The organism is uncultured Amphritea sp. (assembly GCF_937127095.1).
Classification (GTDB): Bacteria; Pseudomonadota; Gammaproteobacteria; order Pseudomonadales; family Balneatricaceae; genus Amphritea.
This window is the reverse complement of sequence record NZ_CAKZLP010000072.1, coordinates 1-25,100: the sequence shown is the minus strand read 5'-3', so window position 1 is coordinate 25,100 and position 25,100 is coordinate 1. Positions and strand designations below refer to the sequence as shown.

36 protein-coding genes are annotated in these 25,100 nt (G+C 48.4%); 14 read left to right on the top strand and 22 right to left on the bottom strand.

What is annotated here, in order from left to right; all coding sequences use genetic code 11:
* Window positions 1-22 precede the first annotated feature (22 nt).
* The 22 genes from Q0499_RS18445 to Q0499_RS18340 form a co-directional block, all read right to left on the bottom strand.
* Window positions 23-964 carry a hypothetical protein gene (locus Q0499_RS18445; RefSeq protein WP_299202569.1) on the bottom strand — a complete coding sequence of 314 codons (942 nt, stop codon included), beginning with the start codon at window positions 962-964 and terminating at the stop codon, window positions 23-25.
* A gap of 24 nt (window positions 965-988) precedes the next feature.
* Window positions 989-1,906 carry a hypothetical protein gene (locus Q0499_RS18440; RefSeq protein WP_299202567.1) on the bottom strand — a complete coding sequence of 306 codons (918 nt, stop codon included), beginning with the start codon at window positions 1,904-1,906 and terminating at the stop codon, window positions 989-991.
* A 211-nt stretch (window positions 1,907-2,117) separates the two neighbouring features.
* Window positions 2,118-4,397 carry a hypothetical protein gene (locus Q0499_RS18435; protein WP_299202565.1) on the bottom strand — a complete coding sequence of 760 codons (2,280 nt, stop codon included), beginning with the start codon at window positions 4,395-4,397 and terminating at the stop codon, window positions 2,118-2,120.
* Entirely contained in the window at window positions 4,397-6,004 is a 1,608-nt protein-coding gene (locus Q0499_RS18430; RefSeq protein WP_299202563.1) for a terminase, read from the bottom strand. The genes Q0499_RS18435 and Q0499_RS18430 overlap by 1 nt, the downstream gene beginning before the upstream one ends.
* Complete coding sequence (locus Q0499_RS18425) at window positions 6,001-6,546, bottom strand: terminase small subunit (RefSeq protein WP_299202561.1); 546 nt, start codon at window positions 6,544-6,546, stop codon at window positions 6,001-6,003. Before Q0499_RS18425 ends, Q0499_RS18430 begins: the two co-directional genes overlap by 4 nt.
* An 11-nt stretch (window positions 6,547-6,557) precedes the next feature.
* Window positions 6,558-7,097 carry a hypothetical protein gene (locus tag Q0499_RS18420; protein WP_299202557.1) on the bottom strand — a complete coding sequence of 180 codons (540 nt, stop codon included), beginning with the start codon at window positions 7,095-7,097 and terminating at the stop codon, window positions 6,558-6,560.
* Window positions 7,098-7,301 carry a hypothetical protein gene (locus tag Q0499_RS18415; RefSeq protein ID WP_299202554.1) on the bottom strand — a complete coding sequence of 68 codons (204 nt, stop codon included), beginning with the start codon at window positions 7,299-7,301 and terminating at the stop codon, window positions 7,098-7,100. It abuts the gene before it with no gap.
* Window positions 7,282-7,896: a hypothetical protein gene (locus tag Q0499_RS18410; protein WP_299202551.1), complete on the bottom strand. Its 615-nt coding sequence runs from the start codon at window positions 7,894-7,896 to the stop codon at window positions 7,282-7,284. The genes Q0499_RS18415 and Q0499_RS18410 overlap by 20 nt, the downstream gene beginning before the upstream one ends.
* Window positions 7,897-8,359: 463 nt before the next feature.
* Complete coding sequence (locus Q0499_RS18405; protein WP_299202548.1) at window positions 8,360-8,689, bottom strand: hypothetical protein; 330 nt, start codon at window positions 8,687-8,689, stop codon at window positions 8,360-8,362.
* Window positions 8,690-8,702: 13 nt separating this feature from the next.
* Window positions 8,703-9,266: a hypothetical protein gene (locus Q0499_RS18400; protein ID WP_299202545.1), complete on the bottom strand. Its 564-nt coding sequence runs from the start codon at window positions 9,264-9,266 to the stop codon at window positions 8,703-8,705.
* A 244-nt stretch (window positions 9,267-9,510) separates the two neighbouring features.
* Window positions 9,511-10,035 (bottom strand): hypothetical protein, encoded by a 525-nt coding sequence (locus tag Q0499_RS18395; RefSeq protein ID WP_299202542.1) that lies wholly within the window; start codon window positions 10,033-10,035, stop codon window positions 9,511-9,513.
* 100 nt (window positions 10,036-10,135) lie between these two features.
* The gene (locus tag Q0499_RS18390) at window positions 10,136-10,438 is read right to left on the bottom strand and encodes a nuclease domain-containing protein (protein ID WP_299202539.1); all 303 of its coding nucleotides are present in this window, start codon (window positions 10,436-10,438) and stop codon (window positions 10,136-10,138) included.
* The gene (locus tag Q0499_RS18385; RefSeq protein WP_299202536.1) at window positions 10,435-10,947 is read right to left on the bottom strand and encodes a DNA N-6-adenine-methyltransferase; all 513 of its coding nucleotides are present in this window, start codon (window positions 10,945-10,947) and stop codon (window positions 10,435-10,437) included. The genes Q0499_RS18390 and Q0499_RS18385 overlap by 4 nt, the downstream gene beginning before the upstream one ends.
* Complete coding sequence (locus tag Q0499_RS18380; RefSeq protein WP_299202533.1) at window positions 10,944-11,468, bottom strand: recombination protein NinB; 525 nt, start codon at window positions 11,466-11,468, stop codon at window positions 10,944-10,946. Before Q0499_RS18380 ends, Q0499_RS18385 begins: the two co-directional genes overlap by 4 nt.
* On the bottom strand, window positions 11,468-11,902 hold the full coding sequence (locus Q0499_RS18375; RefSeq protein WP_299202530.1) for a hypothetical protein: 435 nt from the start codon (window positions 11,900-11,902) through the stop codon (window positions 11,468-11,470). Before Q0499_RS18375 ends, Q0499_RS18380 begins: the two co-directional genes overlap by 1 nt.
* A complete protein-coding gene (locus Q0499_RS18370; RefSeq protein ID WP_299202527.1) occupies window positions 11,902-12,732 on the bottom strand; it encodes an ATP-binding protein in 831 nt (276 codons plus the stop codon). Before Q0499_RS18370 ends, Q0499_RS18375 begins: the two co-directional genes overlap by 1 nt.
* On the bottom strand, window positions 12,725-13,726 hold the full coding sequence (locus tag Q0499_RS18365; RefSeq protein WP_299202524.1) for a hypothetical protein: 1,002 nt from the start codon (window positions 13,724-13,726) through the stop codon (window positions 12,725-12,727). The genes Q0499_RS18370 and Q0499_RS18365 overlap by 8 nt, the downstream gene beginning before the upstream one ends.
* The gene (locus tag Q0499_RS18360; protein ID WP_299202521.1) at window positions 13,719-14,087 is read right to left on the bottom strand and encodes a hypothetical protein; all 369 of its coding nucleotides are present in this window, start codon (window positions 14,085-14,087) and stop codon (window positions 13,719-13,721) included. The genes Q0499_RS18365 and Q0499_RS18360 overlap by 8 nt, the downstream gene beginning before the upstream one ends.
* Before the next feature lie 488 nt (window positions 14,088-14,575).
* Window positions 14,576-14,902, bottom strand: a complete 327-nt coding sequence (locus Q0499_RS18355) for a hypothetical protein (protein WP_299202518.1) — start codon at window positions 14,900-14,902, stop codon at window positions 14,576-14,578.
* A gap of 285 nt (window positions 14,903-15,187) precedes the next feature.
* Entirely contained in the window at window positions 15,188-15,658 is a 471-nt protein-coding gene (locus Q0499_RS18350; RefSeq protein WP_299202514.1) for a hypothetical protein, read from the bottom strand.
* Window positions 15,659-15,762: 104 nt separating this feature from the next.
* Window positions 15,763-16,038, bottom strand: a complete 276-nt coding sequence (locus Q0499_RS18345) for a hypothetical protein (RefSeq protein ID WP_299202511.1) — start codon at window positions 16,036-16,038, stop codon at window positions 15,763-15,765.
* A 26-nt stretch (window positions 16,039-16,064) separates the two neighbouring features.
* Complete coding sequence (locus Q0499_RS18340) at window positions 16,065-16,268, bottom strand: Cro/CI family transcriptional regulator (RefSeq protein WP_299202509.1); 204 nt, start codon at window positions 16,266-16,268, stop codon at window positions 16,065-16,067.
* A 24-nt stretch (window positions 16,269-16,292) separates the two neighbouring features.
* Here Q0499_RS18340 and Q0499_RS18335 point away from each other — a divergent pair, with 24 nt between their 5' ends.
* The 14 genes from Q0499_RS18335 to Q0499_RS18270 form a co-directional block, all read left to right on the top strand.
* Window positions 16,293-17,027 (top strand): LexA family transcriptional regulator, encoded by a 735-nt coding sequence (locus Q0499_RS18335; protein WP_299202506.1) that lies wholly within the window; start codon window positions 16,293-16,295, stop codon window positions 17,025-17,027.
* A gap of 43 nt (window positions 17,028-17,070) precedes the next feature.
* The gene (locus tag Q0499_RS18330; RefSeq protein WP_299202503.1) at window positions 17,071-17,838 is read left to right on the top strand and encodes a hypothetical protein; all 768 of its coding nucleotides are present in this window, start codon (window positions 17,071-17,073) and stop codon (window positions 17,836-17,838) included.
* Window positions 17,839-17,975: 137 nt separating this feature from the next.
* Window positions 17,976-18,158, top strand: coding sequence for a hypothetical protein (locus Q0499_RS18325; protein WP_299202500.1), 183 nt, complete (start codon window positions 17,976-17,978; stop codon window positions 18,156-18,158).
* Window positions 18,159-18,298: 140 nt separating this feature from the next.
* Complete coding sequence (locus Q0499_RS18320; protein WP_299202497.1) at window positions 18,299-18,469, top strand: hypothetical protein; 171 nt, start codon at window positions 18,299-18,301, stop codon at window positions 18,467-18,469.
* A 10-nt stretch (window positions 18,470-18,479) separates the two neighbouring features.
* Window positions 18,480-18,875 (top strand): hypothetical protein, encoded by a 396-nt coding sequence (locus Q0499_RS18315; RefSeq protein ID WP_299202494.1) that lies wholly within the window; start codon window positions 18,480-18,482, stop codon window positions 18,873-18,875.
* Window positions 18,876-18,987: 112 nt separating this feature from the next.
* Window positions 18,988-19,743: a RecT family recombinase gene (locus Q0499_RS18310; protein WP_299202491.1), complete on the top strand. Its 756-nt coding sequence runs from the start codon at window positions 18,988-18,990 to the stop codon at window positions 19,741-19,743.
* Window positions 19,740-21,449, top strand: coding sequence for a YqaJ viral recombinase family protein (locus tag Q0499_RS18305; RefSeq protein WP_299202487.1), 1,710 nt, complete (start codon window positions 19,740-19,742; stop codon window positions 21,447-21,449). The genes Q0499_RS18310 and Q0499_RS18305 overlap by 4 nt, the downstream gene beginning before the upstream one ends.
* Before the next feature lie 10 nt (window positions 21,450-21,459).
* Entirely contained in the window at window positions 21,460-22,035 is a 576-nt protein-coding gene (locus tag Q0499_RS18300; protein WP_299202484.1) for a 3'-5' exonuclease, read from the top strand.
* A gap of 9 nt (window positions 22,036-22,044) precedes the next feature.
* Complete coding sequence (locus Q0499_RS18295; protein WP_299202481.1) at window positions 22,045-22,962, top strand: hypothetical protein; 918 nt, start codon at window positions 22,045-22,047, stop codon at window positions 22,960-22,962.
* Window positions 22,962-23,270, top strand: a complete 309-nt coding sequence (locus tag Q0499_RS18290; protein WP_299202478.1) for a hypothetical protein — start codon at window positions 22,962-22,964, stop codon at window positions 23,268-23,270. Before Q0499_RS18295 ends, Q0499_RS18290 begins: the two co-directional genes overlap by 1 nt.
* A gap of 28 nt (window positions 23,271-23,298) precedes the next feature.
* Window positions 23,299-23,625, top strand: a complete 327-nt coding sequence (locus tag Q0499_RS18285) for a hypothetical protein (protein ID WP_299202475.1) — start codon at window positions 23,299-23,301, stop codon at window positions 23,623-23,625.
* 92 nt (window positions 23,626-23,717) lie between these two features.
* On the top strand, window positions 23,718-23,963 hold the full coding sequence (locus Q0499_RS18280) for a hypothetical protein (protein ID WP_299202472.1): 246 nt from the start codon (window positions 23,718-23,720) through the stop codon (window positions 23,961-23,963).
* Window positions 23,960-24,550, top strand: coding sequence for an HNH endonuclease signature motif containing protein (locus Q0499_RS18275; protein ID WP_299202469.1), 591 nt, complete (start codon window positions 23,960-23,962; stop codon window positions 24,548-24,550). Before Q0499_RS18280 ends, Q0499_RS18275 begins: the two co-directional genes overlap by 4 nt.
* A 16-nt stretch (window positions 24,551-24,566) precedes the next feature.
* Window positions 24,567-25,100 (top strand): DUF3850 domain-containing protein (locus Q0499_RS18270; protein ID WP_299202466.1); only part of this gene is annotated, 534 nt, incomplete at its 3' end.

The following is a 25,100-nucleotide window of genomic DNA, read 5'->3' as shown; positions in this document are numbered from 1 at the left end:
TTTTTTAGAAAACTACAAGGGGTTAGCCCTTATAGCAGTACAGGTGGCCAATGGCTTTAGGGTCAATAACCTTAGAACCAAACACGTTCAAGCCACGTACTAGGCGACCGAACTTAGTCGGGTGCGGCAACTCTTCCATCTTAGTCATCTGGGACGCGAAGGTGAGAGCCTTCTTGTGACCAAAGATAACGTTAGTGACAGTCGTTGCACCGTCCACGGTTTTCGCCAGGTTATTGCTCTGGTACACCATGAATCGATCGATCATACCGATACGACCATTACGCAGCGGGCTGGTGCCGTCACCGGTCATAGAGGCATCTTTCAGATCAGATTTTTTCAGTAGTGCGCACATCCATGCAGGCAGCACGATCCAGCGATCAGTATCCGGTACGTTCTGCTCATCCAGAATGGTACCGGCATCGACAATCACATCGATGACATCAGCTTTGGTAATGGCTACCGGCGCACCAGTTGTACCCATATCAATTCCAACAGACTCAACACCTGCGGTTGCACCAGCGTTTTCTGCCGCTACATCTACAAAGGCACCAGCCAGAATTACTTTGTCGATCTGGATTTTCATCTGCTGACCGGCATCGTTAGACCAGTTATCCATCAGTTTCAGGTCAGACTGGTGAGCCACAACATCATCAACGCGGAAGCCAAAGTACTTACCTTTGTCGATCTGCATTTCTACTTTGTCGGATTCTGGAGTCTCATAAGTGAGGTCCATACCCAACTCGTAGTCGTTGATAGCGATATCAGGGTTTGTGCGGATGACGACAGAATCGCCCTTGTTTTTAATCTCGCCTTCGTAATCGGTGTTGGCGATTTCAGCAAAACAAGTAGAAGCGTAAAGCTTCTCGATCATTTTGCCGGACCAGATTTGTGGTTGAAAACCATTTACACCGCTGGAAGAGTAATCTGGGTTATTACCAGCGCTAATTGGTAGACCATTTGGCATGAGAAATTACCTTAAATTGTTGCCCTATCTGGCTATTCGGCCTTCTGTCTGGGCAAGAAAAATATCATTCTCAATCCGCTGTTTTTCCTCATCACGACCGCGATATTGACCTATCGTCACATCTTTATAGAAAGCAGCAATTTCTTTAGCAGACCAGATACGCTTCTGCTCTGGAACTTGTGATTCGTTACGGACATTCGGCACCTGCACCTGCTCATTAAGCAAAGTTTGCCGGTCAGTGGTTTGAGGAGTGGGGATTGAGCTCTTGAATGTGTTGAAAAAGACAGCGACACGACCGTAGTCGAGATCGGATTGCGCTTCTTCTAGCAGCGTTTGTCGAGGCTTACCTACCATGGGGTCAACCTGGGATACCCAGCGCTGAAACTCAGGATTGCTATTCACTTCAATGAAGTCAGGCACAGCTTTTTTTAGGCCTTCCCAGAATGTATCTTCAGCAGATGACTTTCTCTGCTGACTCTGGGTAGCCACTTGCTGCTCAAGGGCTTCGAGTCGTTGTGAATCTCCAGAGTTGTTACCGGCAACCTTCTTGATAAAAGCCACCAATTCAGGACCGAACTCATCAATCTCGTCAGGGGTCAGATCCTTTACCCGATCTACTGCATCTTGCGCAGAGTCGGACTTGGCTATCTGTCCTTTGAGTGTGTTGATTTCTGTGCGCAGCGCTGGGATTTCCGTGTTGTACTTACCCTGGATCACATTAAAACGATGCTGCCAGTAGGTAGCATCATGCTCAGGGGCAGTATTCGGGGCTTCAGCGGGTTGCGCAGCCTGTGTTGGCGCTTCTTCAGCAGCTATCGGCTGTTTGTCTGGGTTCTCTGGTTTCTCTTCCTGTGCTGCAGGAGCTGCGTTTGCAGGATTCCCAGCATTCAGTAGTGCGTTAGCTTGATCGACCAGTTTTTGTGTTGCTTCGGGTAGGGACATCGTTTGCCTCATATGCGAGCCGCATTCAAGCGGGGTTCACGGGTTAGGGACTGGGATTCAGATGAGTCAGTCGCCACACAAAAAAGCCCGGCGCATGGCCGGGCTCTTTAATTTGAAGACTGTATGGTGTTAGTTGATTCGTTGGGGCGTTGTCTTGCGATTCGCAGCTTCCAGCATGATGGATGAAGACTCTGCCGCATCCAGAATATCTTTAAATGCTTGGCTCGCCCCCTGCTGCTGATGAATAAGACAGACCGCCTGCTGGCTGGTAAGATCCTCCATTAGGCTGTTGCGCGAATTGCTGATCAGCTTGAGCAGGGTATTGAAGTCCTCGCTGCGAGACAGGCGCTCCATTGCTGATAGCTCTTGAGGGTTGAGCGTAATTAGATGTTTCATAATCGGCTACCGTCATGTGTTGCAACTCAGACAGCAGCTTTTCTGTCTCAGCGCGGGTTTTGTCATTATCGACTGGCAGGCTTTCCAACAACTTCTTGGTCTTAGCCTGGATCTCCATGGCGCGTGATGTCTGTAACAGCTTTTCAAGCTGCTGCGCTTCCTGCTGCATCTGCATTTGCTGCTGCTGCGATTGCTGATTACGCTTAGCCAACTCATCACCTTCCGGTATCAGGTCAGGAACATCCAATTGCTCAGCCATCGTTTTCAGCAACCTGGCGCGATTCTCAACACCTATAATCTGCATATCGATTGGGTTCGCCGTGGACTGCAAGAACTCCTGACGCATTAACTGGGTACGATCACGCATCAGCATTGCAGAGGATCCCCGAGCGACAACCTTACAATCACCCTTAATGGAGTTGTCATCGTGATACATCATGTTGTGTATCCAGGTGTCCTCGATGATTGGTCGGGTTACCCGGCGATCGATATGGCTAATAGCGCCTTTAATGCCCTTGTTTGCCGACTCCATCAGCATCGACAAGCCGCCCATTGTGCTACCCGCACCGCCTACCCGTTCATTGCCGTAGGAATAGCGAGGGATGTTTGTTGCATCATCAGCCATGCGTTCAAACTTCTCATACACGCCCATGAGCTCGCCAGCCAGCAGGTTTGGCTGGTAGAACTTAACAGCAGGATTATTACCGGTGGTTTGTGATGACTTGGTTTTCCATACCTTCCAGGGATACATCGACGCGTCTTCACCTGGCTGCAGGCGATCCCATTCGATTTCTACTTGCGGTCCTGACGCGATAGCCAGGTTGTTAATCATAGCGCGAGCGGTTGCGTTGCAAGTATCCTGGATATCCTTCATCAGCTCAGCAGGACAGGTCCCCCAGAAGGCGCCAGGGATATTCTGATACGATGCAACTTTATACGGACGGCGCTCAAGCGGATTCTTTTGAATGACAGCACGAACAACCTGATCACCAATCAGCACCGCTTCGATGTCATAATCAACCAGCGGCTCCACATTGTCGGGAGACATTCCCCACTGAAGCAGCTTCAAGCCAATTGCGCCGCCGTGATAAATCAACGCATCAATCGATTCGCCCGATGACAGAAGAATGTTTTCTTTGCCTTCCAGCTCATTCCTCTCATTGTCAGACCAGATCCAATCGCGCAGACCGTTCATGCCATACTGCTGCAGAACCTTATCAATCGCCTGTTCGTTGTACCCTGGAACTCCACGCATGGATTGCAGCTGACCCCGGGTGAATCGAGCTCTCTCAATGAGAAAGGATCCATTATTGGCATCCGTTGAATCACCAGAGGGGTAAAGATCAAACGGCGATACGCGACTATAGGTTGGAAGAATCGCCATCTTTTTAACCGGATTCCATCCTTCCTGCCATGCTAATTCAGGTACCCGGCGCAGCACTGGGCCTTTAAGAACAGCCCCCGGGAAAGTGGCAAAATCATCAATAAACTCTTCCATTGCATCATCCCAGCCACCTTCAGCCAGCTGATCAGCAATTACTAACTCCATTCGCTTTGATGCGTCTTTAGCTGCCTGGTTTGCGCGCTTTTTCAAATCCTCTACAGCATCCGTCATCATCCGATGAACATCACCAGGAGGCCTTCCCTGCTGAAGCTCTGCCATAGCAGCTTGACGTATCTCTTCAACTATCTTGTTTTGAACAAAAGGGGGAATTTCAGATACCGGCGTAGGATTTAAACCCCAAGGCCGGTCAGATGCTGGCAGCAGGATGTCACGGATCCATGAGTTTGCAGCGCGGATCTTGGTTGAGGTCAGCATCATATAGATGTCAGAACCGCCGATTTCCTCCAGATCTTTCAGCTTCTGCTGATCATAAACACCATTTCTTCGGCGCAGACAATCCAGCATACGCTCCTGAATTGGACGCTTAACCCGCTTGGCCTCTTCCCAGTCACGGAAAATCTGCCCAGCCAGGCTATGCTCGAACGCTTCACGCTCTTTTGCTTTGCGCTCGTTCTCCACAGCATTAACCGATTGCTGTTGCGCATCAATCTCAGCGTTCGATGCTACATGCAATAAACCGAGTCCAGCCATTATGTGTATGCCTTCATTCTTCGAGAGCTATTTGCTTGATTACTTGGGGCTGTATTAAGTGATGGACCTGTGCCAATTAGCTCAAACAGATTTGAGCGAGCCAGGGTTTCAAACGCTTTTGCACCATGCGAAGCCCAGTCATGACGCGGTGTGCTTTTATAAACGCCCAGGCGAGCGTCCCATTCCTTGCGGTAGTTATCGAGGCAATCCACCCCTTTTGACGCACCTTCCTCACTAAACCAGCAGGAGGGTAGAAACTTCCGGACTGCGCTGATGCCTTCCATCTGGTTCGGCACCCGACTCACAATCTCAAAATTGAGCCCGTACCTCCTAAAGTCTTCTTGCCGTGTTTTCCCCTCTGCCCCCAGCTCTCTGACTGACAGATCATGCGGACCAAAGTGAAAGCTGTAGTGATAGCCTTTTTCTTTAAGCTTCGTCGCATAGTGATCCAGGCCTTCACCAGAGTTTTCGTAGTAGTCGATTACATGAATCTCACGACCAACCACCTGAACAAAGAAGATTGACATCGCATCATTCATCCCCAAGTCCCAAGCGGTGACAACCGGGTATGCCGGGTTATACTGAACATGCTTGGTAATGCGCTTATTCTTGCGCAAGAACTGCATTTGCCGGAGGTAGTAAGCCCCTTCAGCGCTCTGTTCAAACGCTTCTTCAGGCAGTGAAGGGTACTCCCGCTTCATATCATCAAGCAGGATTTCGGCTTTCTTCGCGTACCAGGCTCGTTGCTCATGACTGAGAACGATACTGTGATTGTCTTCCAGCTGCTGAAAGTAGTCGGTTAGGTGTTGCGGCACTGCCACATCACCATCGACCAGCTGATACTGCGGATCCTTCCACCAAGGGAAGAAGTGAAACTCAAAATCGAGCGCTGTTGGCTTTTTGCCCTGCAGCTTCAGGTTCTGAGCGCGCTCGCAGTAGTTAAAGAAGTAGCCTTCACGACCTTCAGCGGTGCTTTCTATCGTTAGATGGCCATTGATACCAACCGCCTCAAACGCACCGGTAACGATCTCCTGAGCCCTGTCAGGATACTGGCGACAAACCTTGCCAAATTCAGATACATGCAGATATTGCAGCGTGTCACCCCGGTAACCGGTACTGACATGGATGCTTGAGCCGTTATCGAAGATATAACCGTTATCGGTATCGCTGGTTGGCACTGGCAGCTTCAGCTTTAGCTGCTCAAATATGCCCAGCCAGTTCTTACCAATGTTCTTATAAGCAAACCGGACCTTGGACCGATAGATACTCTTTGCCGACTTCTCGTTATGAGCGATACAACCGGCTGAAAAGTTGTCAATAAAGAGGCAGCTATCCAGGCAGAGAATCATTACAAAAGTGGTAAAGCCAAGCTGACGGGCTTTTAAGATGATGTCGCGCAGATGACCTTCACGGTAGAACTGTTTCTGCGCCTCATTGGCCCGGAAACGTATCACCTTGCCGTTTTTGTCTTTGATCTTATACAGACAGTTCAGGCGGAACCACGGCAGCGCCAAGGCTTTGATAAGCTCTGCAGGCTCGGTTAACTCTTTTCTGTCAAACTTCCGGATATACAGCTCGGCAAGGACAATCTCCTGCGCCCGATTCACTCTTCAGCTGCAGCAGCCAGCAGTTCAGATAAGGTTTTAAACTCGACATTGACATCAAGCTTGTCCTTAAAGGCCTGTACTTTGACGTGTCGGCCAATATTCTCCAGGTTCTTGATTTTATCCGGCCATTTCATCTTCTTCAGCACCCCGATCATCCTCCGGTCATCGCCCTGCCCTTCATACAACTCGGCAAGATCGATCCCGGATATGTATGTGCGCCAAACCTTCGGCCACTCGAATATCGGCTTAAAGCCACCATCATTCGTAAGAATGTCGAGAATATCCATCTGATCGATATCAACCATACGATTCAACACATAGTCAGCATCGATTGCGGTGCGCTCTGACCGGGCAATCTTTAGCTCAGCAATACGTGCAGCTACTCGTGGCTTATCTTTAAGTGCCGCAGCATTGCGTGTAATCGTGGTGCGCTTCATTCGACTACAGTTGAACGCAGACTCGTAAGCCTCTGTTGCGCTATCAGTCGTCAATATTGCCTGGGCGAAACGCTCTTCTTTATCAGTTAGCTTATCTTTCGCCATAACTAAACCTGCTACTTCAGCTCACCCGCTCTGATTCTTTTCTCTTTGCCTCGGTGCCAGGATGCAACACCGAGAATTCCCGCCGGTATACCAAACAGCATGGTTGCTGAGGATATAAGCTGAGGAATCATAACCATCGCGTTCTGGTTTTCGCCTTTGATTGCTTCATGAGCCAGCGACCCAATAATCCACACAAAACCAAGAAATGCGAATGCAGAGATAATCCCCCAGATTGGGCGCCATGAGTATTGAACCCAGTGCTCTGACTTGGACTCAGCTTGCATTGTCTGATTGACGACAGCTAAGCGCTCAACATCTAACGCCTCAAGCTTTACTAGAAAATCGTTATTTGCGGTTTGCAGTGCGACAAGCTGCTCCGGTGTAGCGTTACGTGCAGCACCTGAAACAATATCGATTGATGACTCAGGGTCACCAGTTAACTCATTAGCTGCGATGCGCAGAGCCGTTGATGCAATGACACTGGTTCCTCCGGTTGCAATGGCTGCTGCAATATCTGGAGCATACCCAGCGATCTTTTTAAGCCAGTCCACTCAACCCTCCTTCGAGCGCTTACGCTGAAAATAGAAGTTTACGGCGAACGTAGCGATGCCCAGCATCACACCAGCAGCACCAGCATGGTTATCCATCCAGTGAATAGCATCACCAACAAATAATCCCGCACCAGTGAGGTACGACAGAAATGATGAAACCTTCTGCGCTGCAGGCATAGCGTTATCAGCCAGAACTTCTTTCACTTACAAAATCCTTTTCTTCAAGTAATGTGTAAGTGAATCGCTTGCCGTAAAGCCCTTGAGCAACCTCGCTAAATGAGTACAGCGCATCAAACTCATGCGGATCAGCAACTACCTGGCAACCGGCAGACCACTCATTTACCTGAGCGCTCTTGCGCTGCTCATTGGCACGATGAATGTTGATCCCATGCCAGCCGTAATCAATCGTACCTTGTACATCAACCTCGGAATCAAGATCGTTATCACGGTAAACCGGCAACGCTTTGGCTTGAGTTAGCGCCCCATACTTTCCTTGATGTAGCCCCAGCATAAACGCACCGCGATACTGGCCAGGTACCAGCACAGCAGTCCCAGCAGGATTAGCCGGATTATGGCGGTAATGAAGTCCAGGGTCGGTAGTGTAGTCGAACGTGAGTAGCACCCATCGTCCTGATTGCCTGAAAGCAACGGCCAGAACATCGTTAAACGCATTTGAATTTCTATCCTCACTGCGAATCCCGATGATGTTCAGGTTGTACTCACCACGCTCAAAAAAGGCATAGCCAAGGCGAGCGCAAGCCTCACGCAGATTATTAACCGTGATATCGGATTTATTCATGGGATCTCAAAAGGCAGGCATAAAAAAACCCCGCCGGAGCGAGGTTTTAAAGAATACTGGTTGCAAAAATGTGGCACTATGGGAAAACTTTACCACGTCTGGCAGTTGAGTCAATAGCCTTTTATCCTTGCAAAGATTAGTTAATTTGTGACATGTCACGATTATTTAGACAAGAACGGCTTGGTTGTTGCAATCTTGTTGCTGCATTAAAAAACCTGCACTTCACCACAGATAGAACACATTGATCCTTCAGGACTGATAAAGAACAGTGAGTTTCCGCAAGTGCATTCCCATACCGTATCTGGCGCAGTCAACCCCTTGAAAACTCCTTTAAAAGCCCCGCACTCTGGACAATCAAGGCCAAGCGTTCCGGTCGGCGCAACTGCCACCCATTCATGCTGACACGCCAAGCACTTAGCCTCACCATCTATATGAGCCCTATAATCATCCAGATAGATGACTGTCATTCGCTCTCATCTGCAGGCACCAGCTCTGCCCTTCTTTCTGTCCCGTCAGCATACTTGCATACAAAAAACACCTTTGGCCACTGAATCCGGTCAACGTAGAACATGAGCGCTTCCTGCTGATCCCATTGAAAGCCCTGATTACCTGGTGGGAATTTAACGTCTCCATTGCTTTGATAACTTACCCATTGACCGCGGCGCTGCAACTCCTCCACTTTGGCTGGGTCATTAATGTCCGGCTCAAGTCCTTCTCTGCGCAGAAACTCAATCAGCTCGTCTTCAATAAAGCTTTTAAAATTAACCATGATGTCATTGGCTGTAAGCTGCATTCTCTACCCCTTGCTACGCTTTATTGAGAACAGCTTCATGGCCGTCCCAGTCAAATGATGATGCTTCACTCATATCTTCGGTCATCAGCCAGACAACGCGAGCCACAGGCATCAGCGCTCGCTTATCCAGATCATCGATCACCCCTCGAATGCGGTCCCATGCGATACCATACTTCACACTGAAGCGGCGACTATTGATATCGACACCGTGTTGCTCATACAGCCACTCCCCAATCGCTCTAGCTTTGTTGAGCTCACTATCACGCCCCCAGACGTTCTGTTTGTAGCAATGAAGCGCACAGCGCGCCAGATACCACTCATCACACTCTGGATCGGTTATATCAGACAGCAGAGCAACCATCTGCCAGATAGCGTTCTCGTTACTGTCCGGAAATACACCATCAGGCGCATAAAGCCAGTGGCCCAGCATTTGAAGCGGCGGCGGTAGCTTGCTGATCGCTCTCTGTATGTGGCCGGCCATCACTTGATGCGCAGCCACTTCCGTTGCGACACTGCCAGCATCCCTGACGGTTTTCTGTACCTTTGGTTCAAACCCCTCCAGTTGTCGTGAATTCATGTAGCAATCATGCCAGCACTGTCGAGCAGATTTAATTCTCATTACTTCATGTTCTCCTGGGGTCGGACTGTGCACCATGCGTAAAACCTAAACTCTCTGAACATCAGTCGTTGCTGCTGCTCTTTGTCTAACACGCTCTGCTTAATATCTGCAGGCAGTGAATCTCTGATCTTCTTCCAGCCCTGCCTGTCACCATCGACATAGCACTGGAGCATTTCGTTTGCTTTTCTGAATATCCGCTCCATCATCGCTCTATCAGATAGCGAGCCATCAGCAATGCCTCTGCCCGGTCTGCATCTTTCTTGCGTGACAGCGGCGCCAGAGGGTAATAGCTGATAGCCTTTGCCCGGCACAGTTCTTTATCGCTGGTGAGTTTGAAGTGTTTCTTCCACGTTTGAGGAATAATCATTTCTGTTGGAATCCCCAGACCAAGCAATACCCCCTCGCAAACACCAACCGAATGCCCCAGGGAGAATCCAGAGCTTGCACCCTGCTTGGGCATTGCCCACACATTTTCAACCATAGCTGACCCGATCAGGCCGTGGATTCCTTGCCATTCTTGAACCATCAGACTAAGCGCTGCAGCATTCAGCTTATTCTTGGTTGCGCTTTTGGCCATTACAGGAAGGTCAGCCACCTCAAGAAACTGCTTTCGACCATTAAGTAATGCGATAGCCCCTTTAATTCCTGGATCAATCGCAAGGAATAAATCAGAAGCTGGCTGGCTTTGATTGCCACCTACCCAATCAACTTGCTCTTCAGTGCTCATGAACAGCCCCCGCTCATCAAAAATAGTCGGATAGCATCATCGAAAAAAACGAAGAAAAACATTCCCAGCAGAAACAACCAAAAACCGAATTCGCTCATAATTATTTAGCCCCCTTGATGGATATCAGGCCCATCTCAAACCATGTGCGCCAGGTTCTGATCATTGCCCGGCGGAAGTAGAAGTCTCTATCCCCTGCGGGCACCTTATGGGTATCAATAGCGGTATGACAGTTTGAGCAAGCAAAGCAGGCAGATATGTCATCTGCTTTCTTGCCCATGCCGTTACTCTCATCCGGAAGGTGGGCCAGAATAGTTGTCTCAGTGTCATAGCGGCATACACCGGCAATATTCAGAGAGCACTGTTGGCCCCGGGCGGAATCGCGAAGCTTTTTGGATATGATCATGCCGAAACCCTATCCCATGAAACAAAGATTCCGCGATCGCTCATACGCTGCAAAGCTCTGGCGTTATCAACCCCAAATGCGAATATCGCGGTACCGGCTCCACTTCGTGACTTCTTGTGCTTATTCTCATTACCTGGCACAAAATCAATCCTGCCGGACATTAATAGCGTTGCTGTTGCCGCCTTCATGGCATCCTGAAACCACTTTGCGTCAGTTCTGCTGAAGCACAGGGCGATACCGTTGTTGTGATCAATCATTCTATTCATCCAAAACGGCGTATCTCGCCCATACGGTGGGTTTAGCCATACACGCCCTTCCCATTCTTTACTGAGTCCATCGTCAAAGATTGTGTATGTGCGATCGGCAGGCACAAATGATTCATGGTCATGCGGGCTGGCAGGATCAAGATCGAAACGCAAACCAAGCAGATCAAACACCCATGCTGGCGTATACCACTCAACGCTTTTCTTTCCGGCAGAGTTATAACCTTCTCCTATTACGCCGCTCATGCCGCCTTAGCCTCTCTGTATTCCTGATACACCCGTAAAGCAGGCTCAGACCAATGAACTCCAAACTCTGTGCCTTTCATGTAGAGGTATTCGATGAACTCGGATGCTTCGTTAACCAAAAACTGTGTAGTAGACGGCCTGACAGTGATCTCTCTCCTGCCATCCAGAGAGATAATGGTTTGACCTTGGTGGCGAAGCGGTTCACCCATCGCCTCTTTCTCTCTGGCGAACTGCTCTACCAGCAGGGCTTTCCATACATCTAACGAATAACTCTTTCTCCGGCGAGTGCCGAACATGCGAATGACATTTCCTTCGTCGGGGTCAACGTCATAATCGAAACTTACCTGCCGGCTGATATCCTGGATCATCGCGTGGAATTTCTTTTCCTGCTCCCGGCTACGGCTCCAGCGCTTTATCTCAATAGCGATTTTCCCGCCCTTAATTGCTTCACATGCAATTTCCCATGCAGCTTTCATTTGCGGACGCAACTGGCCTACATCATCAATACGGATAGATCTCATTACTGCAGCACCTCAGCGATACGATTCATTGGCAGACGCAGCGCGTAGATATAACCGCTGTGCGCATCGACATAGTTGTTTTTATCAACCCCTAATTTGCTGGATATCTGATTACGAACAACCAGCAGCTGGTATTGTGTTGAGTCAGGGTATTTTTTGGATAGCATCCCCATTACTCGCTTCAATCGCTCCAGCGGATCGACAACCTCGCTGACAGTCATTGCCTGAAAGCCATCAATCAGCATGGATTTGACGATAGGCATCTTAGCGACATTTTTTTGAGTTCTGCGCCGGGTTAGTCCCAGTTTTGCTTTGACCGATGAAACGGTCTTTTCAGATAATCCTGACTGAACTGCATACCACTTCAGAGACTTGGCACCGCCAGTGTCTTGCAGCATCACTTCAAGCGCGGCGGTTTTACTTTTTCTGGCCATTAGCTTTCCCTCTTGTCACGAATAGGAAGATCAGTGTCTTTTGCTACATTTCCGCGATAAGAATCCCAATCAAAAGACACAAACTTACCGCCCCCCTCACGCATCCGATCCATAGCTCGCTCGCCGATATACGTTTTAATATCAGCAGCATTCAGGTTTGATATGAGAATCGTTGGGTTAAAATAAGCATTTCGCTCATTAATAATTTCAAAGAGAAGATGTTCTTCAGCTTCAGTGCCTCGCTGAATACCAACCTCATCGATGATAAGAAGGTCAGCATCACGAAAAAGATTGATCATTTGCTGCTCTGTATGCTCTGAATCTCTGCGATATGTTTCGCGGATCTTTCTAATCATCTTTGATGCTGGGATGAATACCGGGTTTTTTTGAAGACGGAAAATCAGATCATTAGCCAGTGCGCAAGCCAAATGCGTCTTCCCGGTTCCAGGCTTGCCAGCCATAACAATACCGGCACCGCTTTTTTCATGAGTCGTAAAGTCTTCCGCGTAGCTCTCAATCGCTTTCAAGGCCCGCTGCTGTCCCTCGCTGTCTGCTCGATAATTAGCGAATGTTCTTGTCAGATAGCGGGGAGGGATAAGGCTTCCACTCAAAAGCCTGTTGATTTGATTTTCTTTAGATTGGCGGCGCTGTTCCTGGAATTGCTTTTCGAGTCTCAACTTAGCCTCCACTGCGTCTCTTTCGCTCTGCTCCTTAGTGCATTCAGGGCATAAGCTAAGAAATTCACGACCAGCAAGCTTGGAAACCATTTCTTCGTAATCTAACTTATGGATTGAGCAAGTCTTAATCCCATTGCTTGTTTGGTTAAACATGTTCAAAGCCCTCCGCGCCAATGGTGTAATCTGTATTTTTGAAATCAGGAGTCTGGTACTGCCGAGACTGATTAGGCCGAGGAACAGGAGTTGTAAATATCCTATTTCGGATGAAATTCACAATGCCAAGGCAAAATTGACCTTGATTAGTTTTACCCCATGTTAACGGGTCACTAGCGCCAGCCTCCTTCAGCCATTTTATTGCTGTAACAGCGTCATCGGTGGTGAGTGATTCAGACTTCCAGGCATTCCAGGCAGCTTGATCTTTTCCTCCTTTTCTGTGTTCAGGATAAGCCTCAAAGAAATCTTTAAACTCTTGCGGTTTTCTGATTGATTGATTACGGGTTTTCTTTTTTGGTTGAGATTCAGTTTCTGAATTTTTAACACAAGTATTTATATCTTTAGGTTTAGATTTATTCTTGTCTTCTTGTATAGGTGTTGCTTCGTGTGCTTTTCGGTGTGTTATATCTGGTGTTAAATGGTGTGTTGCATTATCTCTGCAAACCTTTAATTCAGAGGGTTCTGGCGTGTTAATTTGAGTGTTGCTTTGCGTGTTGTTTTGGTGTGTTGCAGGTGTGTTGGTTTTTTTGTATAAATTTTGTTGGAAATTTTCATATTTCAGGACAGTAAACACTGTTCCTGATCGACTTGATTTATCCATATAGATCATTCCTTCCTGCTCAAAAAACGCCAGAGAAGAACGGATCTTTTGCATAGAAACTCCGGTCTCTTTTTCAAGATCGCGCAAGCCGGATATAAACTGACCTGTCTTAAGAGTGATGGACTTACCGCCTAACAATGTTGCGTAAGGCTTGTAAGGCTTACGTGATGCTTCAAGAAGCATGTGAATCCATAAAGCCATTCGTTCCGGGTTACGTTTGAATGAAACGCCCTGTAATGACCTGTACAGCTTTATATATCCGCTGCTTATGGATTCATCCTGCGGATCTTCTCGTCTCATACGCGCCTGCTCAATGCTTGCTACATTATTCATTTTGGCCGCCTTTAGCTGAACTAATTGCATGATCAAGTAGTGCGTCAAAATCAACAGTATCAAGCCATTGCTTACCACCGATATGTTCTTTCAGCGCCTGTTGAAGAGTTACAATTAGGCTGGCGGCTCGATCTGCATTTAATGCTAATGAGATAGGCTCCTTCATTGCATCGCTCTGTAGATCAAGGTAGATAGCCTTGGGTGCTGAATACAGATTCAGATAACCATCATGCTCCGTGTAACCGCCTCCGTCAGAGGCAGCAATAGGAACCCCGTGGTTGATCGGTATGCTAAAAAAATGATGCTCTATAGGATTTATAAATCCTGAGCCAATATTGATATCGCTTTCGTTTTGGGACATACTCATAACCTCAGTTTGATGATTAACCCGGTAGCTGCTACAACAGCGATGACCCGGGTTTTTTATTGTCTGTGCCTGATAGATCCCTTGCTCAGTAGGTCTGGGATCTGCCGCCTTCACATCTGCAGAGCAGTCTATGAGCAGCCAAGACACTCATTGAATGCCAAGGGAAGTCGAACTACCCATAAACCGATCTCAGATGTGTCCTGCGGTTAAACTGCGCCGCCGCAGGTCGGTCTGGGTTAACGCGATTCAACTGGACCAGCCCAGTTCTCAACCATCACGCGCATAGGGCTAATTTGTCGGGTAAGCATCCCGTTTGTTGTGATTGCTGGATCTGAACATCTTAATTCCGCACTCATCACAACGTAAAACACCCTGCTGGCCTGCCCCGGGGTCACCCAGAACCAGGATGCTTTACGTTGTGCCCCGGCAAACTTACTGGGCATGCCGGGACAACCTTTACTGCTTTCCAGATTTATGGGTTATTAACTACGCCAGCCCACCTCGAAAGATGAATAAGCCGCTGCCAGGGTATTACCAGTTTCACCAATGCCATCGTTATTGGGCCGGTTACTCGTCACCTTCGTTCGATACGACTCACCGAAACTGTTTGGCGAGTTGGCAGCCACCATGACGGACGGATGTGAGTACAGAGCCATTTTTCCAGCGGGTACCGTATCTGAGTCAGACGCTTGATAAGCCACAACGCCTGTAAAACCGCCCGTAGGCGGGGAATAATCGATATCAGCCAGTGCTGGCATCGAGAGTGCGGCCGTAATGGCCAGAGCAACACAGAGAAATACTTTCTTCATGCCTGTCTCCTATGGGTTAATGGAATGATTTCCACGATCAGGGGCGAACCCCAGCACCGCCAAAGCCCCAGCAAAGGGGCTTATTGGGGTTCTCATTTCGAGGCGGGCGAGAACTCTCCCTATGAAGGCCAAGGAGACCCCCTCTTGCTGCTTATTTGACTTCAGCCTGTGCGCTTTTCAGAAGCAGAGAAGAACTTCATCAAGGTGTATGTCTCACCCGCTAACACAGCCTCTGCGAACAGCCGCGCAACTGCTATATTTCGTTAGTCGTCATAACGTGACTTGTCACAGCTCATACCCACGCTGCAAATAATCACGCGCCTTAATCAAAACCGCCGCCGCAACCGGTGCATTTTCAGAGATGCCGACGGCCAGGCTATCTAACTGACTGATAACATCGGCCAGATCATCCGGGAGGCTGCGCTTACTCAGCACCTCGGCGGCGGCAATACCCTGGTTAAGCATCGCGATCTCATCTTCCAAAGCGGAAGCTTTAGTCGCGACGAATGTAGGGATCTCATAAAGTGCCTCTTCCTCAGTAAGCACAGCCTCGCCAGTCAAAGAAGCCGCAACAAACTTGATGGGGGCACCGCTTTCATCGATGCGCGAAAGATACCCGCAATTAATCAACGACTTGATCCGGCTGTTAAATGCTTTCGGCCCTACCTCATTCCCGATCACAGCCATAATCTCATCGGCTGTTTTTGGCTCATCAGCGACAAGATCAAGAATCTTTTTATTCAGTGCGTAACTCATCATTCAGTACCTATCGTTGTTTTTTAAAACCCCCTCATCGAAGAGGCTTTAAAAAAGAGCCGGGGTTACCGGCCCAAAGGCTCCCGAAAGAACCAGTGCGAGAATCAGGCTGCTGCCGTACCACCGACCAGCCGCAAAAAGTTGGCGCGCTTCTCAGCAGGCACTTCAGAGACGCTGGAAACCATGTTTCCGTTTGCATCAGAAAACACTTCTGCCAAACTTTGATACATGGATTGCTTAACGGCTTTGTCGGCCTCAATCAGCTGGTGAACGTAGACAGACGGGTCAACACCCTCAAGCTTCGCCATAGCAATGACGAAATCTTTTAAGCTGGCGGCGCACTTGGTGGTGATGGTTTCGGTCTTTTTTTCAACTGGCATAGGGAAAGTTCCTTTTTATGGTGGGGTTAGGCGGCTTTTGTAATTTCCGCCTTTACTTGGCAATTGGTTTTGAAATAGAGGGTGTACGCGGTGTTTTTTGGAAGGTATTCACCCCACTGGGAAACAGCCCCATGCGTGATATCAAGCTTTTCAGCCAGCGCGGTAACTCCGCCGCTTCCTCTGCCGCCGAAGTAGTTAATTGCATCCTCGGTTTTGATTTTGATTTGCATTGAGTAATCCAGTGAGGGTTTCTTATGACTCATAATGTTAGTTTACTAGCATTTCAAGTGCAACCCCAACTAACTAATTTTGTTAGTAAGATAGCTAACATGAGTATTGGAGAAAATGTCCGGACACTCCGGAAAGAAAAAGGCTGGACTCAAGAAGAACTGGCAAGACGCATCAGCATAAGCCGAGGCAGAATTGCACAGATCGAAAAGGATTCTCATGCCGATGTTAAAGCAGACACGCTACTAAGCCTGGCTAAGGCGTTCGGCTGCTCGCCAAATGACTTAAAGAATGGCTGGCAAACAGAGAGTGATCCACTAAACCATTTCCAGACGCACATGGTTGATATACCAGTGCTTGATGTTGAGCTTGCTGCAGGAAATGGCACTCACGTTGATGCCGAGAAAGTTAAAGAGTGGGTTCCCATGTCGCAAGACTGGATACTCCAAAATAATCTTTATGATCAGAACCTTGTTATTGTTAAAGTTCGCGGCGAATCAATGAAACCAAGGCTTCAGGATGGCGATCTTCTGCTGATTGATAAATCAGACAAAAAGCCGGTAAGCGGCAACATCTATGCGATAGCAACGGATGACGATCTAAGGGTTAAACGCTTGCAGAAACGAATTGATGGTGCCTGGGTTATCAGCTCAGACAACAAAGCGGACCCTACGTATCAGGATGAGATAATCTCTCATCACAACTTTGAGCGGCTTCGCATTATTGGGCGAGCGGTAAGAGTATTAATGGGGAATCTGTAAACGCAGCCCCAGAAGAAAATAGGAGCTAACATAAGGAGCGTGTATGAAAGATGAAAACCCTTCAAATAATGTCGCACTAATCACCAAGTCAATCCTCTTTTTGTCCCTTGCGGTAGCCGTAGGGCTTTCGTCTTGGCTTATTTATACAAACCCCAATCTTAATTACGTGCTCAGTGAGCAAACCAAGGAGAGGCAAGAAGCCCTAAACCGGGAAATAAGTAAGCAGCAGAAAAACTGGAATTATTTTAAATATTCCGATGTTGCGGTATCTTCAGAGAAGTATCCGCTCGTTGTATTGCAGACCAGCTATAAAATCATCAAGCTTGGAGCCGAAAAAGCTCTGGTTGGCTGGAAATATGAGGTTATCAATACATCCCCGCTAACTGAATACACTGTTACTGTGAATTATAAGATCGAGGATTTAGACGGCTTTGTTATAGGAGAAGGCACAGGAGAAAGCTATGTGACACCTGAGAGCTATGGATCCATTCAAGGAACGGTATTAATTGATAAAAATGATGTTGAGCGACTATCCAATTCTTCGTGGCTTGTCGGGCTTTCCCCGGATTGGTTAGAAAGCGAAATAAAGACTGAAAAGAAAAGATACGAAAGACTCCAGAACATCTTAAAACGTAAAGAGCCCACTCCACGCTGGGTTTTTGAACACCTCGCAGCCGAAGATAGCAAGCGCTGGAGATTTGAGAACCCTAAATGGGACGCCATCCGCTCTGCTTTAGCTCCTGAAACGGTCAAGACAGGCGAGCAGGACCATGATTTTCCCGACGCAGTAAACCCCTTTGATGTACAGTAAAGGCCCCGGACTCTCGGTCACTGATCACTGAAACCAGCAACTGGTGGATGAAAAAAAACTAGCTAACCCCAGCCTCGCGCGGGGTTTTTAATCTACCCAGTAGGAAGTCGGGTGGAACTCAAACCAAGGAGAAAACGATGAAAAAAACACTTCTAATACTCGCCACGGCAATCACATTTGCCCTGCCTTTAAGCGGCAATGCTGAAACGCCTCACCGACAAATGATTCCGCAACATGCAGATGCTGCTTGTCAGTGGATCAATGGCTATTACCGACAAGACGGAACATACGTCCAGGGTCATTGGCGCGGCTGCCCTTAAATCCTACGAAACATCCACATTAAACCCGCCCTGTGCGGGTTTTTTATTATCTAAAATTTCTTCCTCGCAAGCCTTGACTAACAATTGTTAGCGAACTAACATTACCTCAAATGCTAGTTTACTAACAAAAGGCCCTCACCATGATCAACGAAACAGAACTCCTCGCGCTCTACCTCTCAGCTTGCATTCTCTCCATTCTGGCGCCATTTGCTGCTGGTTACGGAGTCATGCTGTTGGGCTGCGCGATTAAAGGGCTGGTGACCGGTGAAGGTGTCGCCAAAGCAACAAAAGAACTTCGTGAAGAGTGGTAAGGAGAACGCTATGAACTCAAAACTAAATCAGGCCGCAGTGTTTGCAGAGGCGCGTTTACTTGATGCGCAGGATGCCGCTGATAAGCGTCAGTCTCATATCGAAGAACTGGCAAAGGAAGTGGTTCGCGAAGGACTTACGCTTTCTTTCGGCAATCTGAAAAGCATCGATATGGAAGAAGTTGTCACCAAAGCAATCGAAATGAGCGCCGAAGGTGATCTCCGGTACTTCATCGAGGATCTAGCTAAATACATGCGCTCAAGCTTCGAGAAAGATGATTATTTACGGGCAGAAATGCAGGCCTGCCACTTGGCAAATTTGCGAACTGCAGCAGCCATTCTCATCGCTGACAGCTATGACGAGATCTGCCAATCAATCGAAGACCAGTCAGCGGATGAAGCAGCTTAACCACCATGAAGAATCGAGACAAGCAGCGCGAAAACAAGCGCAAAAAACAGAATCAGCAGGCTGAGTTCGCTATGAGCTTGCCAGCCAAGAAACAGTCGAAGGGATAAAGGATATGAGTCAGCAACAAGTAGCACAGACCTATCAGCCGCCAGCAGCGCTATCAAGCCTCGCTTCTCGCTTGAATATTGATGCCGCCGAAATGCAGGGTATCGTCATGAATACGCTGATGAAGGCCAAGAATAAAGGCGACCAGGTTACCAATGAAGAGTTTGTCACATTTCTAGCGATCGCTAATGAATATCAGCTCAACCCGCTGACCAAAGAGATTTATGCCTTTGCCAATCGCGGCGCCATTCAGCCAATCGTCTCAATCGATGGCTGGTTAAAAATCATCAATAGCAATTCACAGTTCGATGGTATGGAGTTTGAAGACTCCCTTGATGCTGACGGAAAGCTATCTGCTATTACCTGTCGTATTTACCGAAAAGACCGCCAGCGCCCGGTTGAAGTTACCGAATACCTTAGCGAGTGCGCCGGGGTATCAGAGCCATGGAAGAAATGGCCAGCCCGTATGCTGCGCCATAAAGCCACTATTCAGGCATCGCGATATGCGTTCGGCTTGTCCGGAATAGTCGATCCAGATGAGGCGGACCGTATTGTATCCGTCACCAGCACCGAAAAAGACATTACCCCGGGTCGTCCCGCTATCTCCAGCTATCCAAGCGCAGAGTTTGACGCGAACTTCCCAACATGGAAGGGCGCTATTGAAGCAGGAAAGCGCACCCCAGAGCAGATTATCGCAATGGTCAGCAGTAAGGCGCAGTTGACTGAAGAACAACAAAATCTAATCAAGCAGGTGGCAGCATGAAAATTTTAAATCTCGTACAGGGTAGCGATGAATGGAAGGCGGTTAGATCTAAGTATTTCACCGCTTCTGAAGCAAGCATCATGATGTCTTGCTCTGAAAACGTGTCTCGGAATGATCTTCTGAAAATGAAAGCTACCGGTACAGAAAAAGAGTTTAGTGAGTGGGTGCAAAAAAATATTTTAGATAAAGGCCATAACGTTGAATCAAAGGCCAGGCCTATCGCTGAATCAATTATTGGTGAGGAGCTATACCCGGTAACAGGATTATCTGAAGGATTTGATGCTGAGTATTTAGCTTCCTTCGACGGACTAACGATGATGGGGAATATATGCTGGGAATGTAAGCAATACAACGCAGATAAAGCCAATGATCTTGATGCGGGGCAGGTTCCAAAGTGTGATTTCTGGCAGGTTGTTCAGCAAGTTATGGTTAGTGATGCAGCTAAATGCCTATACATGGTTACTGATGGTACTGAAGAAAATACTCGTCACATTTGGGTAACGCCTTCTCATGAAGATTTTAAGAAGCTGATATCAGGATGGGCTCAATTCGCTGAAGATCTCGCCAACTATGAGCACACAGAAGCCAAAGTCGCCCCCACAGCGGCCCCGGTGCTCGATCTTCCTGCTGTATCGGTGCAGGTGTCCGGCGAGCTTGCCATCACTGACAACTTTAACACATTTGAAGTAGCGCTCCGTGACTTCATTGAAAACAGGCTGATCGTCAAGCCGCAGACAGACCAAGACTTTGCAGATCTTGAAAGCCAGATTAAGACGCTGAAAAAAGCGGAAGGCGCTCTTGATGCGGCTGAAGCGCAACTGCTTGGACAAGTCGCTACCGTCGATCAACTAAAGCGAACTAAAGACCTGCTGCACAAACTGGCAAGGGACAACCGGCTGAGCGCAGAAAAGCTGGTTAAATCTGAAAAAGAGGCCCGTAAGCTGGAGATCCTTCAGTCTGCCAAGCAAGCTCTGACCGATCACATCACCAAGCTTAGCGCCAGACTGGCTGTTGTTTACATGCCCTTAATACAAGTTGATTTTGCTGGCGCTATGAAGGGTAAGCGCACTATCAGCAGCCTGCAATCTGCCGCTGATGATACCCTGGCAAGCGCTAAAATTGAGGCTAATGCCTGGGCAGACAATGCTGCCGACAATCTCCGCACACTGGATAATCTAGCAAGCAATCACCGCTTCCTGTTTAACGACCTGCAGGTGATTATCGCGCAGCATAATGACCATTTTGAACTGATCGTAAAATCCCGCATTGCCGATCATGAAAAATCTGAAGTAGAGCGCCGTGAGCGCGAAGAAGCTCAGATGCGTGAACGACTTGAGCGCGAACAGCAGGCCAAGCTTAATGCTGAGCGCGAGAAGATACGCCAACAGGAAGAGCAGCGCATTCTTGCAGAGCAGCAGGCCACTCCTAAAAAAACAGAGCAGGAAGCAGTCAGTGAGCGCGGCTCCGCTGCGTCAGCGCAAGAACAGCATCAACCAACAACTGAGCCCCGCTTCAAAGAACCCACAGGTCGTAAGCATGTAGCAACTGAAGCGCCCCTGCTTCGCCCTGTTGAAATGGTTGAAATCACTCCAGAGGAATACCGGCAACTCAAAGCAGACAGCGCCCTACTCGCAGCACTAATGGCTGCTGGCGTTGATAGCTGGGACGGGTATGACCAAGCCATTGAAATGACAAAAGCAGCCTAAGGATAACACCATGAAACCTATCTTATTTTTTGACACTGAAACAACGGGGCTTCCTAACTGGAAAGAGCCATCTGATAGCGAATGCCAGCCTCATGCCGTGCAGATCGGTGCAGTCCTGGCTGATGAAGATACCCGCGAGATCATTGAGGTTCTGGACGTCATCATTAAGCCCGATGGTTGGACCATCCCTGAAGAAGTTTCTGATATCCACGGCATTACGACAGAGATCGCTTTAGAAAAAGGCATTCCAGAAGCTGATGCCCTGCAGAAGTTTATGAGCCTTTATTCAAAAGCAAATTTGCGGGTAGCCCACAACACAACGTTTGATAACCGCATCATCCGTATCGGCCTGAAGCGCTTCCTTCCTGATCTAGTCTCTGATGAAGAGTGGAAAGATCGCGAACGCTATTACTGCACGCTAATGAACGCCAGAAAGCAGATGGGCGGAAAGTCTGGTCACACCCTAACTGAATGCTATGCCCACTACACCGGTAAAGAGCTACAGGACGCACATGCAGCGCTGGCTGATGCCAAGGCCTGCATGGAAGTTTACTGGGCCATTCTCGATTCACAGAAAGCAGCATAAGGGCCAGCTATGAACACGCTATCACTCAATAAAGAGCCTGAATTCAACCTGGACGCTCTTGAAAACTTCGAGATTAATCAGGCGCGGGCTGAGCGCGATGAAGCGCTGGCCAAAGCTAAAGCGCTTCAGCAGCAGCTGAAAGATCAGCAGCTATCGCACGTAGACGAAATCAGCGCCATCAAAAAGAAAGAAGGCGTTGTCATCGATCCTATTGGCCACGTTATCGACATTCTTCAGCGAGTGCCGGAAATGCAGTCTCTGATTCAAAATCTGCAATCAGAAATGATCGATCTGGCAGAGATGGCTCAAAAGGCAGAATCAGAAAAAACCTACCTGGCCGAGACGCTTGAGAAAGCATTGGACGCCGCAAGAATAGCCGCATCACAGCGCGACAATCTTTCGTCTGAGCTTGAAAACGCAACCCGCCAGCTGGACAACGACCTGCTGGTTATTGCTGACAAGCAGGCGAAGCTGAAGGCGCTCACCGCGCTGAACCCTGAGCGGCTGGCGAAGAAAAACAAAGAGTTGCAGAAAAAGAACGGCGAGCTGAACGATGCCAACACGCTGCTTAAAAAGCAGCTGGCCGCAGCGAAGAAAGATCTCGCTTCCGTAGAAAAGAAACTGGTCACCACTCAGAAGCAAAAAGAAGCCTTCGAGAAGACATTCAGCCAGCTTCATGAAGATGTCATCAGCGGCAACGTCACCGACGTTCTGGAAACCCGGGGCGACTGGCAGCTGTGCAGTGACGGTAAGCGCTTTGATCTGGTGTACATCGTCGACACCAAAACAGACGTTGTCCGCCCGGTTACCCGTGACGGTGTTGTAAAAGCCCGCCCTGTTCCTGCTGAAATGAAAGAACTGGCAGATCGAACAATCCTGAAAAACATGGATGCCGCCAAAAATCTCGACTTCCAAGGTGCTGCGTGATGGCCAAAACACCTGAACAGATCCGCGAAGCTAATCGCCTACGAAAGCAGAAGCAACGCGAGCAGGAAGCTATCCGCTACTCAGATCTTGGTATAGAGACAGTCAAGTTCGAGATCTTAAAAGGGACTCGTAGCTGCCTTGATAAGCTGAAGGCTGAGCAAGGATTTGATGATAGCAAGGAAAGTGATGCTGAATTACTCACCCTGCTAATTCACAACCTATCGTTTCGTGACGCGTCACAGGTTGCCGAATTATTAAAAGTGCCAATGACTTCGAATGAAGCGGCGAAGCTAAACGCTAACCGGTAATTAAGAAAACAGTATAGAGGACAGGGAAATGATCGTAGCCACCTATGAGAAATGGAAAAAGGAGCAGTTAGCAGTCATTCAAAACATGCCTGAAGAGGATCGTGAAGTTGACTGTCCTGAGTGCCATGGCGAAGGCGAGTATGAGTGTGACTGCTGCGGCCATGAAAGAGAATGCGATCGCTGTGAAGGTTACGGTCATATCGATATTAGCGATTCCGAAGAGCATCAGCCAAGCAAGCAGAAGTACTTCAGTCAGGTTGTAACTGAAGTTAAGCAGTTCTGCGCCTGGTGTAACCGCGACTTCCTTGGCGAGATCGGGCCATTTGTACGCGAGTTTCGTGTTGGGAAACACTGATCCCCTCACCGCCTTTCTGCTGCTATCCGCGTTCATGCTGACAGTAGCCGGACTGGGTTTATGGGCAATGGAAAAGATACTGAGGAACGAAAATGAAGAATAAATTATCAGATCTGAATGATCATCTATTTGCACAGCTTGAAAGGCTGGGCGATGAAACGCTCAAAGGTGAAGCATTAGATGGCGAGATCAGAAGAACAAACGCTATTACCGCTGTCGCTAAAGAGGTTGTCAGTAATGCAACCCTGCAACTGGAAGCGCTAAAGCTGAAAGCTGAATACCAGGGCCTGCAATCAGGAGATATGCCAAGCCTACTAACGAATGGATCAAAATCATGAAAGGTGTGGCAATAAAATACTCAGATGAAGAGCTCCAGTGGATTAGTGACAATCGCACCATGACAATCTCGGACATGCATGAAACTTTTATAAAAACATTCAGCCGGTCTGATGTTACCTCTGTAAATCTTCATTCGCTGAGAAAGCGTAAAGGATGGAAAACAGGGCGCTCTGGACAGTTCAAGAAAGGGAATGTCCCGGCAGCAAACGCCAGACCAAAAGGCCCGAACAGCAGCAGCTTTAAGAAAGGACGGAAACCACACACCTGGAAACCCATTGGCACTGAGCGCCTAACAAAAGAGGGTTATCTCCAGCGCAAGGTGACCGACACAGGCAGCACCAAAGACGACTACGTTGAAGTTCACCGCATTGCCTGGGAGGAACTTAACGGACCTATCCCAAAAGGCAGCATCATCATCTTCAAAGATGGAGATAGGCTTAACTGTGACCCAGACAACCTGATGATGATATCCAGAGCTGAGCATTGCGTAATCAATAAGATGGGGTTGGGCAAAGCGCCTGCTGATATGAAAGAAACCGTACAGCTTATCGCGCAGCTGAGAATTAAATCAACAGCAGCCGTCTAACCCAGAGGGAATAGTGATGAAACACCACGAACTTAAAACAGATCCAGACGTATTCCAGTTGTCCTGGGACGGAAAGAAAGGCTATGAAATCCGGCTAAATGATCGGGATTTTCAGCCGGGCGACTCATGCCTACTGAGAGAAACAAAATACTCTGGCGAAGAGATGGCAGCAGGAAAGCCTCTTGAATACACCGACCGAGCTATGGAGTGCATGATTAACGGCATACTCGGTGGCTATGGCCTTGATGATGGCTGGGTGATTTTAAATATTGGATATCAGCGCGGGCTTACCGGCAACCGAATAAGCGATCACACCCGCTGGAGCGAGGTAGGCCAACAGCGACAGAAAAGCCAACAGATTAGCGAACTGATTACGCATTGCTCACATCTTCAGCAGCAATCAGAGCTATGGATACAAGAAGCTCGATCCAATAGCGATACCGTACATGAGATATATACCTTGATAGGCCTTTATAAAGGCCCATGTAACGGCGCAGAGCCGGTGCGTGAATACATCAATCAGCAAGCCGCCCGCATCGCTGAGCTTGAA

What these genes read in the sequence shown, in the direction of transcription:
- Q0499_RS18445 (WP_299202569.1), bottom strand. Translation starts at nt 964, where the DNA reads ATGCCAAATGGTCTACCAATTAGCGCTGGTAATAACCCAGATTACTCT.
- Q0499_RS18440 (WP_299202567.1), bottom strand. Translation starts at nt 1,906, where the DNA reads ATGTCCCTACCCGAAGCAACACAAAAACTGGTCGATCAAGCTAACGCA.
- Q0499_RS18435 (WP_299202565.1), bottom strand. Translation starts at nt 4,397, where the DNA reads ATGGCTGGACTCGGTTTATTGCATGTAGCATCGAACGCTGAGATTGAT.
- Q0499_RS18425 (WP_299202561.1), bottom strand. Translation starts at nt 6,546, where the DNA reads ATGGCGAAAGATAAGCTAACTGATAAAGAAGAGCGTTTCGCCCAGGCA.
- Q0499_RS18410 (WP_299202551.1), bottom strand. Translation starts at nt 7,896, where the DNA reads ATGAATAAATCCGATATCACGGTTAATAATCTGCGTGAGGCTTGCGCT.
- Q0499_RS18405 (WP_299202548.1), bottom strand. Translation starts at nt 8,689, where the DNA reads ATGCAGCTTACAGCCAATGACATCATGGTTAATTTTAAAAGCTTTATT.
- Q0499_RS18400 (WP_299202545.1), bottom strand. Translation starts at nt 9,266, where the DNA reads ATGAATTCACGACAACTGGAGGGGTTTGAACCAAAGGTACAGAAAACC.
- Q0499_RS18395 (WP_299202542.1), bottom strand. Translation starts at nt 10,035, where the DNA reads ATGAGCACTGAAGAGCAAGTTGATTGGGTAGGTGGCAATCAAAGCCAG.
- Q0499_RS18390 (WP_299202539.1), bottom strand. Translation starts at nt 10,438, where the DNA reads ATGATCATATCCAAAAAGCTTCGCGATTCCGCCCGGGGCCAACAGTGC.
- Q0499_RS18385 (WP_299202536.1), bottom strand. Translation starts at nt 10,947, where the DNA reads ATGAGCGGCGTAATAGGAGAAGGTTATAACTCTGCCGGAAAGAAAAGC.
- Q0499_RS18380 (WP_299202533.1), bottom strand. Translation starts at nt 11,468, where the DNA reads ATGAGATCTATCCGTATTGATGATGTAGGCCAGTTGCGTCCGCAAATG.
- Q0499_RS18375 (WP_299202530.1), bottom strand. Translation starts at nt 11,902, where the DNA reads ATGGCCAGAAAAAGTAAAACCGCCGCGCTTGAAGTGATGCTGCAAGAC.
- Q0499_RS18370 (WP_299202527.1), bottom strand. Translation starts at nt 12,732, where the DNA reads ATGTTTAACCAAACAAGCAATGGGATTAAGACTTGCTCAATCCATAAG.
- Q0499_RS18365 (WP_299202524.1), bottom strand. Translation starts at nt 13,726, where the DNA reads ATGAATAATGTAGCAAGCATTGAGCAGGCGCGTATGAGACGAGAAGAT.
- Q0499_RS18360 (WP_299202521.1), bottom strand. Translation starts at nt 14,087, where the DNA reads ATGTCCCAAAACGAAAGCGATATCAATATTGGCTCAGGATTTATAAAT.
- Q0499_RS18355 (WP_299202518.1), bottom strand. Translation starts at nt 14,902, where the DNA reads ATGAAGAAAGTATTTCTCTGTGTTGCTCTGGCCATTACGGCCGCACTC.
- Q0499_RS18350 (WP_299202514.1), bottom strand. Translation starts at nt 15,658, where the DNA reads ATGAGTTACGCACTGAATAAAAAGATTCTTGATCTTGTCGCTGATGAG.
- Q0499_RS18345 (WP_299202511.1), bottom strand. Translation starts at nt 16,038, where the DNA reads ATGCCAGTTGAAAAAAAGACCGAAACCATCACCACCAAGTGCGCCGCC.
- Q0499_RS18340 (WP_299202509.1), bottom strand. Translation starts at nt 16,268, where the DNA reads ATGCAAATCAAAATCAAAACCGAGGATGCAATTAACTACTTCGGCGGC.
- Q0499_RS18335 (WP_299202506.1), top strand. Translation starts at nt 16,293, where the DNA reads ATGACTCATAATGTTAGTTTACTAGCATTTCAAGTGCAACCCCAACTA.
- Q0499_RS18330 (WP_299202503.1), top strand. Translation starts at nt 17,071, where the DNA reads ATGAAAGATGAAAACCCTTCAAATAATGTCGCACTAATCACCAAGTCA.
- Q0499_RS18325 (WP_299202500.1), top strand. Translation starts at nt 17,976, where the DNA reads ATGAAAAAAACACTTCTAATACTCGCCACGGCAATCACATTTGCCCTG.
- Q0499_RS18320 (WP_299202497.1), top strand. Translation starts at nt 18,299, where the DNA reads ATGATCAACGAAACAGAACTCCTCGCGCTCTACCTCTCAGCTTGCATT.
- Q0499_RS18315 (WP_299202494.1), top strand. Translation starts at nt 18,480, where the DNA reads ATGAACTCAAAACTAAATCAGGCCGCAGTGTTTGCAGAGGCGCGTTTA.
- Q0499_RS18310 (WP_299202491.1), top strand. Translation starts at nt 18,988, where the DNA reads ATGAGTCAGCAACAAGTAGCACAGACCTATCAGCCGCCAGCAGCGCTA.
- Q0499_RS18305 (WP_299202487.1), top strand. Translation starts at nt 19,740, where the DNA reads ATGAAAATTTTAAATCTCGTACAGGGTAGCGATGAATGGAAGGCGGTT.
- Q0499_RS18300 (WP_299202484.1), top strand. Translation starts at nt 21,460, where the DNA reads ATGAAACCTATCTTATTTTTTGACACTGAAACAACGGGGCTTCCTAAC.
- Q0499_RS18295 (WP_299202481.1), top strand. Translation starts at nt 22,045, where the DNA reads ATGAACACGCTATCACTCAATAAAGAGCCTGAATTCAACCTGGACGCT.
- Q0499_RS18290 (WP_299202478.1), top strand. Translation starts at nt 22,962, where the DNA reads ATGGCCAAAACACCTGAACAGATCCGCGAAGCTAATCGCCTACGAAAG.
- Q0499_RS18285 (WP_299202475.1), top strand. Translation starts at nt 23,299, where the DNA reads ATGATCGTAGCCACCTATGAGAAATGGAAAAAGGAGCAGTTAGCAGTC.
- Q0499_RS18280 (WP_299202472.1), top strand. Translation starts at nt 23,718, where the DNA reads ATGAAGAATAAATTATCAGATCTGAATGATCATCTATTTGCACAGCTT.
- Q0499_RS18275 (WP_299202469.1), top strand. Translation starts at nt 23,960, where the DNA reads ATGAAAGGTGTGGCAATAAAATACTCAGATGAAGAGCTCCAGTGGATT.